Source organism: Tunturiibacter lichenicola, assembly GCF_051013355.1.
Taxonomy (GTDB): Bacteria; Acidobacteriota; Terriglobia; order Terriglobales; family Acidobacteriaceae; genus Edaphobacter; species Edaphobacter lichenicola_F.
In genome coordinates, this window is record NZ_CP132944.1 from 790,754 (window position 1) to 804,771 (window position 14,018).

15 protein-coding genes and 1 tRNA gene are annotated in these 14,018 nt (G+C 55.6%); 6 read left to right on the forward strand and 10 right to left on the reverse strand.

Features of this window, described 5'->3' with window-relative positions:
• Window positions 1-61 precede the first annotated feature (61 nt).
• Together RBB82_RS03345 and RBB82_RS03350 are read right to left on the reverse strand one after the other, a co-directional pair.
• Window positions 62-1,093 carry a hypothetical protein gene (locus RBB82_RS03345; RefSeq protein ID WP_433973705.1) on the reverse strand — a complete coding sequence of 344 codons (1,032 nt, stop codon included), beginning with the start codon at window positions 1,091-1,093 and terminating at the stop codon, window positions 62-64.
• Window positions 1,094-1,639: 546 nt separating this feature from the next.
• Window positions 1,640-1,714: transfer RNA gene (locus tag RBB82_RS03350), tRNA-Val, on the reverse strand.
• 99 nt (window positions 1,715-1,813) lie between these two features.
• Between RBB82_RS03350 and RBB82_RS03355 the strand changes: the two genes are divergently transcribed.
• The 5 genes from RBB82_RS03355 to RBB82_RS03375 all read left to right on the forward strand — a co-directional run bounded on the left by RBB82_RS03355 (window position 1,814) and on the right by RBB82_RS03375 (window position 6,455).
• Window positions 1,814-2,644 (forward strand): RNA polymerase sigma factor, encoded by an 831-nt coding sequence (locus RBB82_RS03355; protein ID WP_433973706.1) that lies wholly within the window; start codon window positions 1,814-1,816, stop codon window positions 2,642-2,644.
• Window positions 2,645-2,700: 56 nt separating this feature from the next.
• Complete coding sequence (locus tag RBB82_RS03360; protein WP_433973707.1) at window positions 2,701-3,204, forward strand: anti-sigma factor family protein; 504 nt, start codon at window positions 2,701-2,703, stop codon at window positions 3,202-3,204.
• A 116-nt stretch (window positions 3,205-3,320) separates the two neighbouring features.
• Entirely contained in the window at window positions 3,321-3,959 is a 639-nt protein-coding gene (locus RBB82_RS03365; RefSeq protein WP_433973708.1) for a DUF3106 domain-containing protein, read from the forward strand.
• 497 nt (window positions 3,960-4,456) lie between these two features.
• Window positions 4,457-5,701, forward strand: a complete 1,245-nt coding sequence (locus RBB82_RS03370) for a peroxiredoxin family protein (RefSeq protein ID WP_433973709.1) — start codon at window positions 4,457-4,459, stop codon at window positions 5,699-5,701.
• Window positions 5,702-6,029: 328 nt separating this feature from the next.
• Window positions 6,030-6,455 (forward strand): hypothetical protein, encoded by a 426-nt coding sequence (locus RBB82_RS03375; protein ID WP_433973710.1) that lies wholly within the window; start codon window positions 6,030-6,032, stop codon window positions 6,453-6,455.
• Between the two features lie 58 nt (window positions 6,456-6,513).
• On the opposite strand, the gene RBB82_RS03380 is transcribed toward RBB82_RS03375, so the two are convergent.
• The 7 genes from RBB82_RS03380 to RBB82_RS03410 all read right to left on the reverse strand — a co-directional run bounded on the left by RBB82_RS03380 (window position 6,514) and on the right by RBB82_RS03410 (window position 12,674).
• The gene (locus RBB82_RS03380; protein WP_433973711.1) at window positions 6,514-7,443 is read right to left on the reverse strand and encodes a proline dehydrogenase family protein; all 930 of its coding nucleotides are present in this window, start codon (window positions 7,441-7,443) and stop codon (window positions 6,514-6,516) included.
• Window positions 7,444-7,660: 217 nt separating this feature from the next.
• The gene (locus RBB82_RS03385) at window positions 7,661-8,170 is read right to left on the reverse strand and encodes a DUF4136 domain-containing protein (RefSeq protein ID WP_433973712.1); all 510 of its coding nucleotides are present in this window, start codon (window positions 8,168-8,170) and stop codon (window positions 7,661-7,663) included.
• Window positions 8,171-8,489: 319 nt separating this feature from the next.
• Window positions 8,490-9,761 (reverse strand): RNA polymerase sigma factor, encoded by a 1,272-nt coding sequence (locus RBB82_RS03390; protein ID WP_433973713.1) that lies wholly within the window; start codon window positions 9,759-9,761, stop codon window positions 8,490-8,492.
• Entirely contained in the window at window positions 9,758-10,180 is a 423-nt protein-coding gene (locus RBB82_RS03395; RefSeq protein ID WP_433973714.1) for a YciI family protein, read from the reverse strand. Before RBB82_RS03395 ends, RBB82_RS03390 begins: the two co-directional genes overlap by 4 nt.
• 279 nt (window positions 10,181-10,459) lie before the next feature.
• The gene (locus RBB82_RS03400; protein ID WP_433973715.1) at window positions 10,460-11,185 is read right to left on the reverse strand and encodes a class II aldolase/adducin family protein; all 726 of its coding nucleotides are present in this window, start codon (window positions 11,183-11,185) and stop codon (window positions 10,460-10,462) included.
• A gap of 29 nt (window positions 11,186-11,214) precedes the next feature.
• A complete protein-coding gene (locus RBB82_RS03405; protein ID WP_433973716.1) occupies window positions 11,215-12,276 on the reverse strand; it encodes a radical SAM protein in 1,062 nt (353 codons plus the stop codon).
• 95 nt (window positions 12,277-12,371) lie between these two features.
• Window positions 12,372-12,674, reverse strand: coding sequence for a hypothetical protein (locus tag RBB82_RS03410; RefSeq protein WP_433973717.1), 303 nt, complete (start codon window positions 12,672-12,674; stop codon window positions 12,372-12,374).
• Between the two features lie 7 nt (window positions 12,675-12,681).
• Between RBB82_RS03410 and RBB82_RS03415 the strand changes: the two genes are divergently transcribed.
• Window positions 12,682-12,825, forward strand: a complete 144-nt coding sequence (locus RBB82_RS03415) for a hypothetical protein (RefSeq protein WP_433973718.1) — start codon at window positions 12,682-12,684, stop codon at window positions 12,823-12,825.
• A gap of 186 nt (window positions 12,826-13,011) precedes the next feature.
• Here the strand turns inward: RBB82_RS03415 and RBB82_RS03420 are convergent, their stop codons facing one another.
• Window positions 13,012-13,827 carry a dolichyl-phosphate beta-glucosyltransferase gene (locus RBB82_RS03420; RefSeq protein WP_433973719.1) on the reverse strand — a complete coding sequence of 272 codons (816 nt, stop codon included), beginning with the start codon at window positions 13,825-13,827 and terminating at the stop codon, window positions 13,012-13,014.
• Window positions 13,828-14,018 lie beyond the last annotated feature (191 nt).

Genomic DNA, 14,018 nt, shown 5'->3' on the forward strand with positions numbered 1-14,018 from the left:
TTTGGGAACGGAAAGACACGATGATGCGGATGCAAGAATCGGCACTCTCTCCTCGAGCCGACTACTTTTGAATATGCTTGATCGTCTCCGAACGATACCGTCCGCGTTTGTTCATGGCATCGCCCGCGAGCGAGACCTTTCGCTCTTTCTTGCGTTCTTCAATCTGTCTAAGTCGCCAGGACTGATAGAACCCATGAATGGAGCTGAATGCTGGAGCCTCCGAAAGCACCTGGTCTCGCCTGGTCCTTGCTAAGAAAAAACGATGACTTCCGATTGAATGCACTTCGCAGATATCTAACTCTCTTACCCGTAAAGCGAAATCGGGAACTGGAATGCTAAATTCAGCTGAGACCTTCGTTAGGAAGGGGAGTTGAGCCCAGTCAATCGATCGCTTCGTGTGGTTGTTGGCGAGCTGATACGCAATAAAACCCTGAGACAGAGGCATGCAACTCAGAGCGGTACGACCTGCGTTTTCCACCAATTCTCCAGCGACTCTCTCCGTCCTTAAAGCAAACCCGAAGTACCCATCACCCAGCTCACCAAACAAATTCATCGGAAATATATTCCCGGATTCTTCGCTGCCAACACTTACCAGCACGATGGGGTGGGGGCGGATAAACAGCACCATCGTTGCGCGCCTTTCGAGGAAGGTCATTTTTATACCGTTTGTATTATCGTGACGTCGTTGCCGGTATGCATGAAGCAAATAATGGGTCCATAATCGAGCCTTTGAGAGGCAAAAATTCTTCGAGCTTCGCGGTTCAAACAATACAAAAGTCGCTTTATCTCTGGAGATCTTCGCCTTTGATTTGAGCCCAACCTCGCCTAAGACCTGTTTCGGCCCATGCCGTCGGCAGAGGCTTAACTTCATCCGGGACAGATCGGCTTCATTTGGCAGATGCTCCGTAGCAAATCCCACGCAGATAGTTAACGGAGCAGCACACACCATGGAATGGCGGTGAGTTATGTCGATCGGCGCGCCTGCACCGTGTAGCCACACGGTTATCTCCGTCTGCGGATCTGGAAGTCCAAGGGTAAACTCCTGTGGGACCAGAGTTTCTCCGAAGACGATATTTTTAATCGCTTCGCGCACTCGACTCGAAGTCCACAACTCCTGATTCCCCCTTCAGAACAGTACCGCTTCAATGAAGCCTTCCGTCAACCCTCTATTTGAATCTCCGATCAATCTAATTTGGCGGGCTGGGATCGACCTTGAGGTACCCAACGGTATGGGCTTTGATCTCACAACGCAGTTTAGAGCCGCATGACGATTCCAACGTATCACAAGGGTTTCAGGGCTATGTCAGCTCTTCATCTTGAGCTTGTCATTAGATTGTCAGGGCCTAGCTGGCTTGATAAGCTGTAGCCCGCTGTGAGCTTCGTAGTGAGTCGAGCCTATCAATCTCACCTGCGTCACTCGCGAGCCGATACCACGGCGAACGAGTACATGCAGGAGCTCCCGGAGAGCGTGCAGCAAATGGTAGGGACGGTCTACGAGTTGCTCACCTCAGCAACTAAGCCGCAGGAGGTTATGTAGGTTTGCGCCGGGAAAAATCGGCAAAGTTGATGACAGTTGATTCACTTTGGCACCAAATGGCACCAAGTCCCCTTGCCCGGTTGCTCTAAGTTGTTGATTTTATGGTGGGCACAGCAGGATTCGAACCTACGACTTCCACCGTGTGAAGGTGGCACTCTACCGCTGAGTTATGCGCCCAAAGAGCCCGGGACAACCGAAGATGTCCCACCGCACCTGTTGCTAAAAGAATAGCATTCCGGCGTTATCTGCACCAAATTCACCACAATCCAAGTCTGCATGCTCGCTCTGATCGACCCGTTGGTGACGATACAATCTATCAGCAGGATGTTCACTCCCCCTCCAAATTCCGAGCGCCATAACACTGTGGGTTCTGATACCCCTGAACGCGTTGATGAGATTCCTGCAGTTTCTGATCAAAAAGCGCAACCCGATGGCGAAGATGGGGTTATGGATGATATGGGCACACTGGCGATCAACCCGAGACTCCTCGAAAACGTCCAGGCTGCAGAGAACCACCACGTAGCCGGTGATTTTGGCCAGATGGACGACGCTGCGATCATGTTGGAGCTGCGAACCGGCAACATGGCCGGCTTCGACTTCCTCATCCAAAAGTACCGCAAGCCAATCATTCACTTCATGTATCGCATGGTCCATAATCAAGCGGTCGCCGAAGAGCTTGCTCAAGAGGTTTTTCTACGAGTCTATCGCTCCCGGGAGACCTACCGTGCTGAAGCTCGCTTCAGCACCTGGCTTTACCGGATCGCAACCAATTTGGGTGTGAACTACGCACGCGACACCAGACATGAGCGGACCGCTTCCACTGTTTATCTTGATGAAGCCGATTCGGAGACAGGCACCACGCCGGACGTCGCGGACGCGACCATAAGTGTCGAAGCCAACCTACTTCGGCAGGAGCGACTTAATGCAATCCGTCAGCATGTACTTGCGCTGCCTGAGCGACAGCGTATGGCTGTACTCATGCATAAATACGAAGGTATGGACTACAAGCAAATCGGTGACGTTCTCAAATTGAGCGAGTCCGCCACAAAATCGCTGCTATTTCGCGCTTACCAGACGTTGCGGGAAAAATTGAAGGCATTTATTTAGATCTTCGCGCGTATTTACTGGACGTGCCTAAAGCAACAAGATTGGAAAGGTTCACAATGAACTGCACAGATTTCAAATCCGAGATCTTCAATCTACTCCTGGATCTGGCCTCGCCTGCCAATGCGACCGTGCGGGCACATATCGAGTCTTGCGCCGACTGCGACCGTGAGTTCAAGTCGATGAAGGCTACCTTTGCTCTGCTCGATACCTGGAAAGCACCGGATCCTTCGCCCTACTTTGATCAAAAGCTGGCTGTCCGTCTGCGTGAAGAAAAAGAACTTGCACCAGCCGGTTGGGTCGAACGGCTAAAAGCCCGCTTTCTCTTCAATACGGGACGGCAGTTTCGTCCCGCGCTGGCTGGCGGTTTGGCGCTGATTCTTCTCGTAGGCGGGGGCACGGTGGCCAATCTGACCGGCTTCCCTCACTCTGCCCCTGAGACGTCCGCCACCGTCCAAGATCTGCAAATTCTCGATAAAAACGAGCAAACTTTCCAGACGATGGATCAGCTTTTACAGGACGACAGCCCTGCCGATGATGCTACAGCTCCTCCTACCAGCTAAGCTCTGGTAGGCGTGATCGTAGATGAAGATATTATTCGAGAGGAGACAGAACGAATTAAGTTGTTCTAAATAAAACGGTTTTTCTCGACATTCGGGGCTTGCATCAGTTGAACACCATGCCATTCTCAATCCAATCACGTGGAGCCCTCAAACCAGCCCTTACTGCCTTGTTGCTGGTCGCAGCTTCAGCGGTGGGTATCGCTCAGGCGAGGCCCATGCATCAGGGAGGCGCCCCTGCGCGCCTTGGCGTGAGTCAGGCACGACCGAGTCCCGGTCCGGGAGGAAAGAGGAATCAAGAGCATCTGGCACAGTGGATGGATCGTCACAGCAATCTTCCGCTAGCGGAGCAACAGCGAGCCCTGGAAAACGAGCCCGGCTTCCGAGATCTTCCTCCGCAGACACAGCAGCGCATGCGCGACCGTCTGACACAGCTTAACAATATGACCCCCGAGCAACGCCGCCGCGTGATTGAACGAACTGAGGCTATGGAGCATCTGACGCCTCCGCAGCGACAGCAGGTTGTGGGCGCTTTGCGGCAGCTCGGCAGCCTTCCGGAAGACCGTCGCCGTCTTGTCGCTCGTGCCTTTCGCGATCTTCGCGAGATGCCGCCACAGCAGCGCGACGCTATCCTCAAGGAAGATCGCTTCCGCAGCCAATTTTCGGAACAGGAACGCAATACCCTCTCCGGGCTCCTTGCGGTGGAACCGTATCTTCCTGTTCAGCATGCGAACGATGGCACGTCCTTTGGGAAATAGTCTTTGTGGAGTAACCCATCTGTTCTAGTAGAGAGATAGCCGCCCGAAGGCGGCTATTTTTTATTGCGGGGAGGAGGAAGAGGCTATGGTGGAAGGACACCGCTTGCTTTGTGGCCCAGCGTCTAGAGTATGTTTCGGACTTAATACGATCAAGCCAATCAGGGTTGAGGCGAAGTGATCGCGAAGTCTAAGCAGGTCCGAACCATCTCCGGAACGGTCTCCTTCCCCATAGTGGATACAGTGTGCACCGGGCTGACGCTGCTATCTATACAACTTCGGAATGACTGCCATAGCTCCTTCGCGTCTTGCATCGTAACTGCTCTTGACCTGATCTGCTTATCCGCCTACCCTAAGCATATGCATTCACAGCACACCTCCTGTTGTTGTCGCCGCTTCCTCGCGGTCGGCTCAGGCGTGCTTCAGACTCGCTAATCAAAGCTAGTCCTCTCCCACAATTTCACATCGTATAAATATTTAACAAGGAATCGAGACCTTCCATGAAGCTCTTCGTCGGCCTTCTTCTGCTCAGCACATCTGTCATCGCTCAGAGTTCCAAACAGGGCACCATTATCGGCACATGGGAGGGGAATGCCACCGTCCATGGTCAACAGGTTCCTGTGAAGCTTGAGATATCCGGGGCCGCAAACGACCTTCACGCGGCTTTGCGCAATGGGCCCGAGAGCAGCCCGGCATCAAGTGCCGTTTTAACCGGCAATCATCTGTTGATTAGCTTTAACTACTACGCAAAGACAATTGACGCGACGCTCGCGAATGGCCGATTGGACGGCTCATTCGGCACGGCTGCTGTTCGCTACCCTATCAGCCTGAGTTCGGCCGGTGCTGTCTCTACCTACAACGGGCCGCTTGCAAAGAACATCGAGGGAGATTGGGAGATTGCAACGAACTCAGCGAAGGGAGAGGCCGCGTGGCAACTTCGCGTGGAGCCGCAGCCGCACTCTTCGGATGTCAAAGCAGTCATTCAGCGAGTCGATGGCGACACCGGCTCGCTCTACGGACAGTGGACTGGTCAGAGTTACAAGGTCAGTCATTTTTCGGCGGCGGGACCGGCGCTTTACTCTCTCACTCCGCAGGCCGATGGGACTCTTCTGGTTTCGAATATGCTGCGCGCGGATGTGAATGAACAACAGGGCCTTGTGGCCCGCAGACCAGCACAGGCGCGGGCTGCGGCGCTGCCGGGGCCTACTGATCCTACGCAACAGACTACGGTGAAAGACCCTTCTGCTCGCTTCGCTTTTAGCTTTCCGAATCTTGATGGCAAGGTGATTTCGAATACGGATCCGCAGTTTGATGGGAAGGTTGTGATTGTTGCGATTGGTGGATCGTGGTGCCCGAATTGCCATGATGAAGCGCCGTTTCTTGAGAGCCTCTATAAGCAATTTCATGGTCAGGGTTTGGAGATTGTGAACCTGTCCTTTGAAGAGGCAGATCAGTTGAAAGACCCGCAAAGACTGAGGGCTTTCATCGCTCGCTATGGGTTGACCTATACGGTTCTGGTGGCTGGGGAGACTGAACAGCTCAATGAAAAGATTCCGCAGGGGGTGAATTTGAACTGCTGGCCGACTTCGTTTTTTCTGGGGCGCGATGGGCGGGTGAAGGAGATTCACGCGGGTTTCGCGGGACCGGCGAATCCGCCGGCGCATGATGCGCTGGTGCATGAGGTCACGGAGCTGGTTGAACAGTTGCTTGCGGAGCCGGTTCCGACGCAGTCTGCTTCGCGATAGCTTTGCTCTTTTCCAGGAAAAAAGTTGAGCCCTGGTGAGAGCCGGGGTTTTGCTTTTTTGCTGGTATTTTTGGGGGTGTTTTGGGAAAAGTGGGTGCCTGAAGGTGGTTTTTTGATGGTGAAAACGTGGTGTTATGTGTGGTGGATGTGGTTTTTAAAAGGTCTCTTTTTCGGTGGTTGAAAATGCGCCACGTTTTCAACTTTATTTTTGTCGTCGTTCCATTTTGAGACTGCTCGGTCTGGTAAGCGGTCGTCACCGCTGCGTTGCGACGACCGCAACGACAAATACGGGGGTTCTTTGCTGCGCTCAGAATGACAATAGAGGCGGGTTGGACAGCAATGAGTACAACTGCAAAACGCAACAGCAGATTCCTCCGCTGCGCTGCGGAATGACAACAAAAGGACAGGCAACAACAACGGCAACGGCAACGGCAACAACAACGGCAACCGGCAACAACAACGGCAACGGCAACAACAACGGCAACGGCAACAACAACGGCAACGGCAACAAACAACGGCAACGGCAACAACAACGGCAACGGCAACAACAACGGCAACGGCAACAACAACGGCAACGGCAACAACAACGGCAACGGCAACAACAACGGCAACGGCAACAACAACGGCAACAACAACGGCAACGACAACACCAACGGCAACGACAACGGCAACGGCAACAACAACGGCAACGGCAACAACAACAGCAACAGCAACCAACAGCGACAGCAATAATCAGCGCAAACCGCAGTGGCTGATAGCAACGTCAATGACCGCGACGTGGCGGCGGTGGAATGGCGGGTGCGATTCTGCGGGTTAGTTTTTGAAGAAGTTTTTGGCGAGGAAGAGGACGTTGGCGGGGCGTTCGGCGAGGCGGCGCATGAAGTAGGGGTACCACTCGGGGCCGAAGGGGATGTAGACGCGGACGCCAAAGCCGTCGGCGGCCAGTTTGCGCTGGAGATCGCGGCGGACGCCGTAGAGCATCTGAAACTCGAAGGCATGTTTATCGATGTTGTTTTCGCGGACGAAGGTGCGCATTTGTTCGACGATGGCCTCGTCGTGAGTGGCGATGCCGCAGAAGACACCCTTACCGTTGTTCGAGAAGGTGGCCATGCGCTTCATCAGCTTGACGTAGTTGGCATCGACGTCTGCCTTTGCCGGGAAGGCTATGTCCGGACCTTCCTTGTAGGCGCCTTTGCAGAGGCGAATGCGAATTCCCTGCCCCAGCAGACGTTCGGTGTCTGCTTCGGTGCGGAAGAGATAGGCCTGGAGGACGGTGCCGACGGCTCCGGGAAACTTCGCTGAAAGACGCTCAGTCATGGCGATGGTGGCTTCGGTGTAGGGGGAGCCTTCCATGTCGATGCGAACGAAGGAGTGGACGGCGGCGGCGTGCTCGACCATCTCGCCGACGATACGCTCGGCCAGAGCGGGGTCGAAGTCCATGCCGACCTGCGAGAGCTTGACGCTGACGTTTGCGTTCAGCTTGCGCGCTTCGATGGCGTCGAGAAGCTGGTGATAGATGTCGGCGGACTTCTGGGCTTCAGGTTCGGTGGTGACGGATTCGCCGAGTGAGTCGAGGCTGACGGCGATGCCTTCGTGGTTGACGCGCTGGCACGCGGCGAGGGCCTCTTCCACCGACATGCCGGCGACGAAGCGGCCGGACATCTTGCGGCCCATCGCGGATCGTTCTGAAAAAGAGCGGAGAGACTTGTTTTGAGAGAGAGCGATAAATGCAGATCGAAGCAAACCTGATTCCCCTTAGCAACGCCAGTTTCGGCGAACAAACCATTGTTTCATGGGAGGGCTCTCCGGGCGAAGCGTTCGAGAATTAGGTAGTGCCGATGCGATTTCGAGCTCGACCGTCCGATGTAAATGATCCTAAGCGCGTTCAGCATTACTAACCTCGCGAAGTGATCGCGTGGATCCGCTAATCTCCAGCTTCAACGATGCTAGTGGTTGGGCACTAGCTCTTTGGCCACTGCTTGAACATTTTGGTTACGGCACTCTGAACCAGCTTCTGGTTCTTGCTGCCGTTGTTGCTGAGAGTATCTTGTGCGATGCCGCGCCACAGGAGAGAGTGCGTCTTCGCGTCAAATAGATCGACGATCAAGGTTCCTATGACATTCTGCTCGGGAGTAATTGAACCCATTCCCCCTCCAATCCCTCGCATGCCCCATGCCTGGTAAGATGTCTGCTGTTTCATGCCTCCGTTGCCGGTGACGATGATGTCAGGATTTTTATCTTCGGTCACCAGAGTGAAGCCTTTGGACTGCATGGCCGAGTCGATGTCCTGCTTAACTACCTGGGCAAGGATCGAATTCTGAACCTGATTGGCATTGTTTGAGGCCCACGCGTAGGTATGATATTGCCCGAAGCTGGCGTTAGGCAGGTAGTTAACGGACACTTGCTGGGCGATGGCGATCGCTGACGTGATGCAAAGTAGCATCGCTAACAACACAGATCTCTTTTTCATGATCGTTTCCTCTCCTCAATTCGGGCGGAAGCTGATTCCGCCGATGGCCCTGGTACTGTTGGGCGAACGCGGAGCTTTCCTTTTCGAGCACAATGCTAGGTCTTTCCCATCACCTCGCCTACTGGCAAAACTCGTAGTAAATGTTATTCAGAAATCACTAGTGGGGGGATCTGGTGATCCGCCATCTCCGTAAAAATGGGCTTTTCGGAACTCGATGGATGCCTTTGCCGGATTCCTGATCAGTCGGCTTATCGTCAGTGATGCTTACTGACGATACGGGCGTTTTGAGGATTGAACCGCACCTTAAATCGAACCGCAGCTATGCTGATGCGGCTGCCTTTTCAATCTGCTTCAACCTCTCCGTGAGCAACTCTTGTTCGCGCAGGTTTTGTGTCATTGCGATTGCGCGTTGGACTTCCGCGCGCGCCTCAGAGAACCTCTCCATCTTCATGAGCAGATCTCCGCGAACACAAGGTAGCAGATGGTAGCCAGCCAAGGCAGGATCGGCGGCGAGCTTATCGACTGCATCGAGTCCGGCTGCCGGGCCTTGCGCCATGCCGACGGCGACGGCCCGATTCAGCGACACGATGGGAGACGGGCTGATCTGCAGGAGAGCGTCGTAGAGAAGAACGATGCGCTCCCAGTCAGTCTCTTCGGCGGTGCGGGCTCGTGTGTGACAGGCGGCGATTGCTGCCTGCAAGGCGTAGCTCGCGGCGCCCCCACCCAGTCTTTGCGCCTGTGCGAGCGCGGTCATGCCTCGCTGAATCTGCGCATAGTCCCAGAGAGAGCGGTCCTGGTTCGGCAATAAAACTGCTTCGCCGTTTCGACCCTTGCGAGCCGCAGTGCGTGACGCCTGTAGTTCCATCAGTGCCAGAAGACCGTAGGCCTCAGACTCTGCGGGGAGAAGTTGTACGAGCATGCGCCCGAGCCGCAGCGCATCGTCGCAGAGTGCAGACCGCATCCACTCTTCGCCAGATGTAGCGGTGTATCCCTCGTTGAAGATGAGGTAGACGACGGAGAGTACGGACTCTACCCTGCGGCGCAACTCGTCACCGCGCGGAGTTTCAAAGGGGACATGCGCTTCAGAGAGAGTTTTTTTGGCGCGAAAGATTCTCTGGCCGAGGGTCTTCTCCGGCACAAGAAAGGCGCGGGCGATCTCGGCTGTGGTGAGGCCGCAGATGAGACGCAAGGTAAGCGCGACGCGTCCTTCCACCGCAAGGACCGGATGGCACGCCGTAAAGATGAGGCGCAGGACGTCATCGTCGATGACCTGATCGAGTGATTGATCCATTGCATCTGCGAGTTGCTGCTGCTGGAATTCAAGTTCACGGGCAACTTCTTCGTGCTTTTGTACAAGCATGCGACCACGACGCAGATAATCGATGGCGCGCCGCTTCGCCGCCGTCATCAGCCATGCAGCGGGGTTTTCCGGGACGCCTTGCTCGGGCCACTGCTCGAGAGCGGTGACGAGGGCGTCCTGTGCGAGCTCCTCGGCGATGCCGATGTCGCGGGTGACGCGGGCAATGCTGGCGATGAGGCGTGGGGACTCGATCTTCCACACGGCCTCAATCGTCCTGTGAATGTCCGTCATGCCTTTGCGGCTGCCGCGTTTTGGAGATTTTCAAAACCTTCGGCAGCCTGCTGCACGTCGTCAGGAAAGTCGCTCATCTCGTGAATCTGGCGCACCTCGATGATCTCGTTGTTGGACATGGGCGCGCGCTTTGCCCATTCGATCGCTTCTTCGCGCGAGCGCACCTGAATGATCCAGTAGCCCCCGATGACTTCTTTGACCTCAGCAAACGGCCCGTCCGTGACAGTGGGTTTACCGTCTGAGTACGAGATCCGAGCGCCCGCAGAGGGCGGCAAAAGCCCATCGAGCGCGAGCAGGACGCCCGCTTTTTGCAGACTCTTGTTGTACTCCATCATCTTCGCCACTGCTTCAGCAGTGGGAGCTGCGTCAGGTGCTGCGGATTCATATCCTTTTGGAATCACGATCATCATAAAACGCATTGAGTTACTCCTTATCGTTGCCGTTCGCCTTTTGGCGTGCAACTCACTGTAACGACGAACGGCCAAACCTGAATTCTACAAATCGTAAAAGGAAATACTGTTTCTTCCTGCGCTCGGAGGAGTTCGTGGAGAGCAGGCTGGAAGTAGCTTCTGTGCTTGTCGGTATCGCGGTCGGATCAAGGAGTTCGTAACAGTCTGTATTTGGCGCGCTGAATCGGAACCGCTGATATTCACAGCCGGGAGCTTCGTGGAATTCGAAAGCGAGAAGGATGAAGCAGATCACGCCGAGATGCGGGCGCGATCTGCAACGTACTTTTCAATATTCGTTTCAGTGTTTGATCTGTCTATCGGTGCGATCTCCGAAGGGTTTCCGTTCTGCGCGTTGTTGACGTATCTCGTTTTGGCACGCTGGAGCGCTTGAATCTGCTCGGGTTTCAGGAGACGAGGAGAGCCTAGTTGGTGGGCGGCGAGCGCCACGTGAGCAAGATGCTCGATGGTCTCCATCTTCATGAAAGCGTCGAGCAGATTCTTGCCGGAGCTGACGGCGCCGTGGTTTTCAAGGAGGATGGCGTCGTGGTCTGAGAGGTACGGACGCAGACTGGCGGCTACCTCATCTGTTCCGGTAGTGGCGTATGGCGCAAGAGGGATGCGCCCCACAGTCATCACGGCTTCCTGGCAGAGGACTTCGTCGAGAGCTCGTCCGGAGCAGGCAAAGGCCGTTGCGAGAGGTGGATGGGAGTGGATGACGGCCTGCACGTCTGGTCGCTTGTCGTAGATGGCCAGGTGCATGCCGACCTCGCTGGTCACTTTTCTGGTTCCGCAGAGGAGACGGCCCTGGAGATCGACGATCACCATGTCGGACCGCCGGACCAGGGCCTTGCTGACTCCGGTAGGGGTGATGAGAAGCCGGTCGTGGTCCAGACGGACTGAGAGGTTTCCTGACGTACCGGGAGCAAAGCCGAGGCGGGAGAGCCATCTGCTAAACCGGACAAGATCCTTACGCAATTCTCCTTCGAAGCTGCATTCGCAATTGCTCACGCTTTTCCCCTTTCTTTGGTGAGGGTTTCGGTCGGCAAGATGTGGAACGGTTCAGGGTTAGTCGGCACCGCGGGCTTTGAAGTAAACGCGTTTTGCAGTGTACGCCAATTCTTTCCGAACCGGTCAGACGCCATGAAGAGATGCCCGGCGGTGAGGCCGCCGACCAGTTTGTGGTGGCCGACCGCGGCGAGTCCCATGGAAGCGATGCAGCCGCATTGGGAGCAGTCGGGGTCTCCACCAAACTGGCATGGTGTGATTCTGGTGGTGAGGTCGGCCGAGATCGTTTCGGTCGTCCGGGCGAAGATGCACTCTTCAGGAGTGGACGGTGGTCTGGCGATCTCGTCGATGACGATGTCGTGCATGTCCAGCTTGGGGAAGCGCGGTCGCAGCAGACGGAGTTCATTCATAACAGAGACACGCTGGCCCTTCGTGAGAATCTCTGGATCGGTTGCCCCACGCTGCGGGGTGAATAGGCTGAACCATATCTTGACGATCGCTGGGTTGTCACTCCAAAAACGCAGAAATTCTTCGAGGTAGCCCGGACGAGAGGCGATCTGGGAGGTGATGGTCGAGTGGATCGTGACCTTTGTGCCAACGATGTTCTTGAGAATGCGGTCATAGGTTGCAGGCGCCCTGCGTTCATCGTGCTCCGGCTGCAGGCCATCAATCGATACCACGATGTTGAGCTTTTTGTACTGGCGCCACGACGCAGGAATGACGCGGAATGCACTGGTCACGATCTGAGTGTGGATACCGCGCGCCTCAATCTGCGGGATGAGCTGCTCGAGTTCGCGGTAACGGACGAAGGGATCGCCGCCAACGAGGGAGACGTGCAGCGGCTTCCGCTTGTCGAGCAGGGCGAGGACGCGGTTGACCAGCTCATCTCCGCGAAAGTCGGAGAGCTCGGTCAGCAGAGTGTTGTTGCCGAGGTGAGCGGGGTCGAATGCGTAGCAGCCGGGGCAACGCAGCGGGCATTCTTTAGTGATCTCGATGGAGAGTGATGGGGCGCGACCGGACAAGATCCTTGCCCAGGCGTGGAGGACTTCTGACTTTTTCATATTCTCTCCGGATCAGTCCCACGATGAGGACGATCAGTGACACGGATACCTGGCCGGCTCGTCGGAGCCGACAGCGTGAGCGATCAGGAGAGAGATCAGATTCTTAGGGGAAGCGGGACTGCGATGAGGATGTCGAGTTTTTTCTTTACCGCGGACCAGGCGATCCGTACTGTTCCGGCGAAGAGGGATCGCCGAAAGAACAGGATGAGTGGCACGGCAAAGAACTCGCGCCAGAGGGCAAAGGCATCGTTCAGGTTTGCTCTTCGACGCAGAGCGAGTAAGAGCACGAGAGCTGTAAGAGAGATTAGAAGGAGAAGCGTTAGTTCACTGTCCTGGCCGCAACGCGGAAAGTTGTCGAGCGCACAAAACTGCTCACTGATGGGACACACCGCAATCATCAGGAGCGTGAGCCAGAGTACGACTCGTGCGCAGATCTCGCAGGCCCGCGAAGTGCTCCCGACGTTCGTTCTCTCGCTGCGTGAGACTCGCGTAGCTTCGCTCCTCTTTGCTGCTCCTAGAGTTGTTGCTCAATGGAGTCTGATGCTCTAGAGTACGCGAGGGGATGGATGAAGGGAAGCTGCAGTGTTTTTGGCGGCTTGTTACTTCGGTGACGGAATCTTCGAGACGCGCGTTATCAAAAACCTTCCAGGCGCGGTACGAGCCAAATGTTTTCAGCTTGAAGTGCGGAAGATCGTCTTATTCGATGATGCGCGATGTTCGTTTGTCTTCGTTTGTTTAGCGGACTTCGGGAACGACCTCGTGAACGACCTGTTCCACCTGCGGGGTCACCATGGTGCTGGTGTCCTTCATGGCAGCAATGGCCTTGTCATACCGGCCAGCCATGAAGTTTCCGCGGATGCGAGCCATGTCTTCGAGCATCTTCACTCCATCGCGGAGGTAGCTCATGCGGCTGCGCTCGTCGTGGCCCCAGGTGACCGGGACTTCGCGAATGCTGTACTTCAGTTTGCGAGCGATGAAGAGAATCTCGGGATCGAAGCCCCAGCGCTCGATAGTTTGAAGACGAAAGACGACTTGCGCGGCTGAGCGTTTGAAGGCCTTGAAGCCACACTGGGTGTCTTTGAAGGGCAGACCCATGACGGTGCGAGTGACCCAGTTGAAGCAGCGGCCAAAGAACTGGCGGTAGAGCGGCTGATGGATGGTCTGGCGGGTGCGATCCATCCAGCGGGAGCCGATGGCGACGTCTGCGCCGTCGTTGAGGGCCGCGATGAGACGCTCAGCCTCTTCCATAGGGGAGGAGAGGTCGGCGTCGGTGAACATCACGATATCGCCTGCGGCCTGCAGGAGGCCGTTGCGCACGGAGTAGCCCTTGCCACGGTTGCCGGGGTTCTGGACGAGGTGGAGGCGAGGATGCTCGGGCATCCAGCGCTGGACGATTGTGGCGGTGTTATCAGTAGAACCGTCGTCGATGACTAATACTTCGGCGTCCCAGCCCCGCTCGGCCACACACGACAGGACCCGATCTAAAGCGTGCTCGATACGGGCACTTTCGTTAAATGCCGGAATTACAATGCTTAGCTGCGGATGCGCCATGACGTCGCCTAAACCCTTTTCGAACTACTGATTGCAGTGAGATACGCGGTGTACCGCCGTTTATCATACTGCAATATTTGACGCGGAAAAGAGCGATTTGGCTCTATTTTTTCTCATAATGTATGCATTTTTGTTCCTAGTCGCAATTGGAGGCCATCTGCGCGCCAAGGGCCGCCCGTGCTGCGCGCCAA

Coding starts and splice junctions, on each gene's coding strand:
- RBB82_RS03390 (WP_433973713.1), bottom strand. CDS start 9,761: ATGACGGACATTCACAGGACGATTGAGGCCGTGTGGAAGATCGAGTCC.
- RBB82_RS03410 (WP_433973717.1), bottom strand. CDS start 12,674: ATGATTGCGGTGTGTCCCATCAGTGAGCAGTTTTGTGCGCTCGACAAC.
- RBB82_RS03420 (WP_433973719.1), bottom strand. CDS start 13,827: ATGGCGCATCCGCAGCTAAGCATTGTAATTCCGGCATTTAACGAAAGT.
- RBB82_RS03365 (WP_433973708.1), top strand. CDS start 3,321: ATGCCATTCTCAATCCAATCACGTGGAGCCCTCAAACCAGCCCTTACT.
- RBB82_RS03360 (WP_433973707.1), top strand. CDS start 2,701: ATGAACTGCACAGATTTCAAATCCGAGATCTTCAATCTACTCCTGGAT.
- RBB82_RS03355 (WP_433973706.1), top strand. CDS start 1,814: ATGCTCGCTCTGATCGACCCGTTGGTGACGATACAATCTATCAGCAGG.
- RBB82_RS03370 (WP_433973709.1), top strand. CDS start 4,457: ATGAAGCTCTTCGTCGGCCTTCTTCTGCTCAGCACATCTGTCATCGCT.
- RBB82_RS03395 (WP_433973714.1), bottom strand. CDS start 10,180: ATGCGTTTTATGATGATCGTGATTCCAAAAGGATATGAATCCGCAGCA.
- RBB82_RS03385 (WP_433973712.1), bottom strand. CDS start 8,170: ATGAAAAAGAGATCTGTGTTGTTAGCGATGCTACTTTGCATCACGTCA.
- RBB82_RS03405 (WP_433973716.1), bottom strand. CDS start 12,276: ATGAAAAAGTCAGAAGTCCTCCACGCCTGGGCAAGGATCTTGTCCGGT.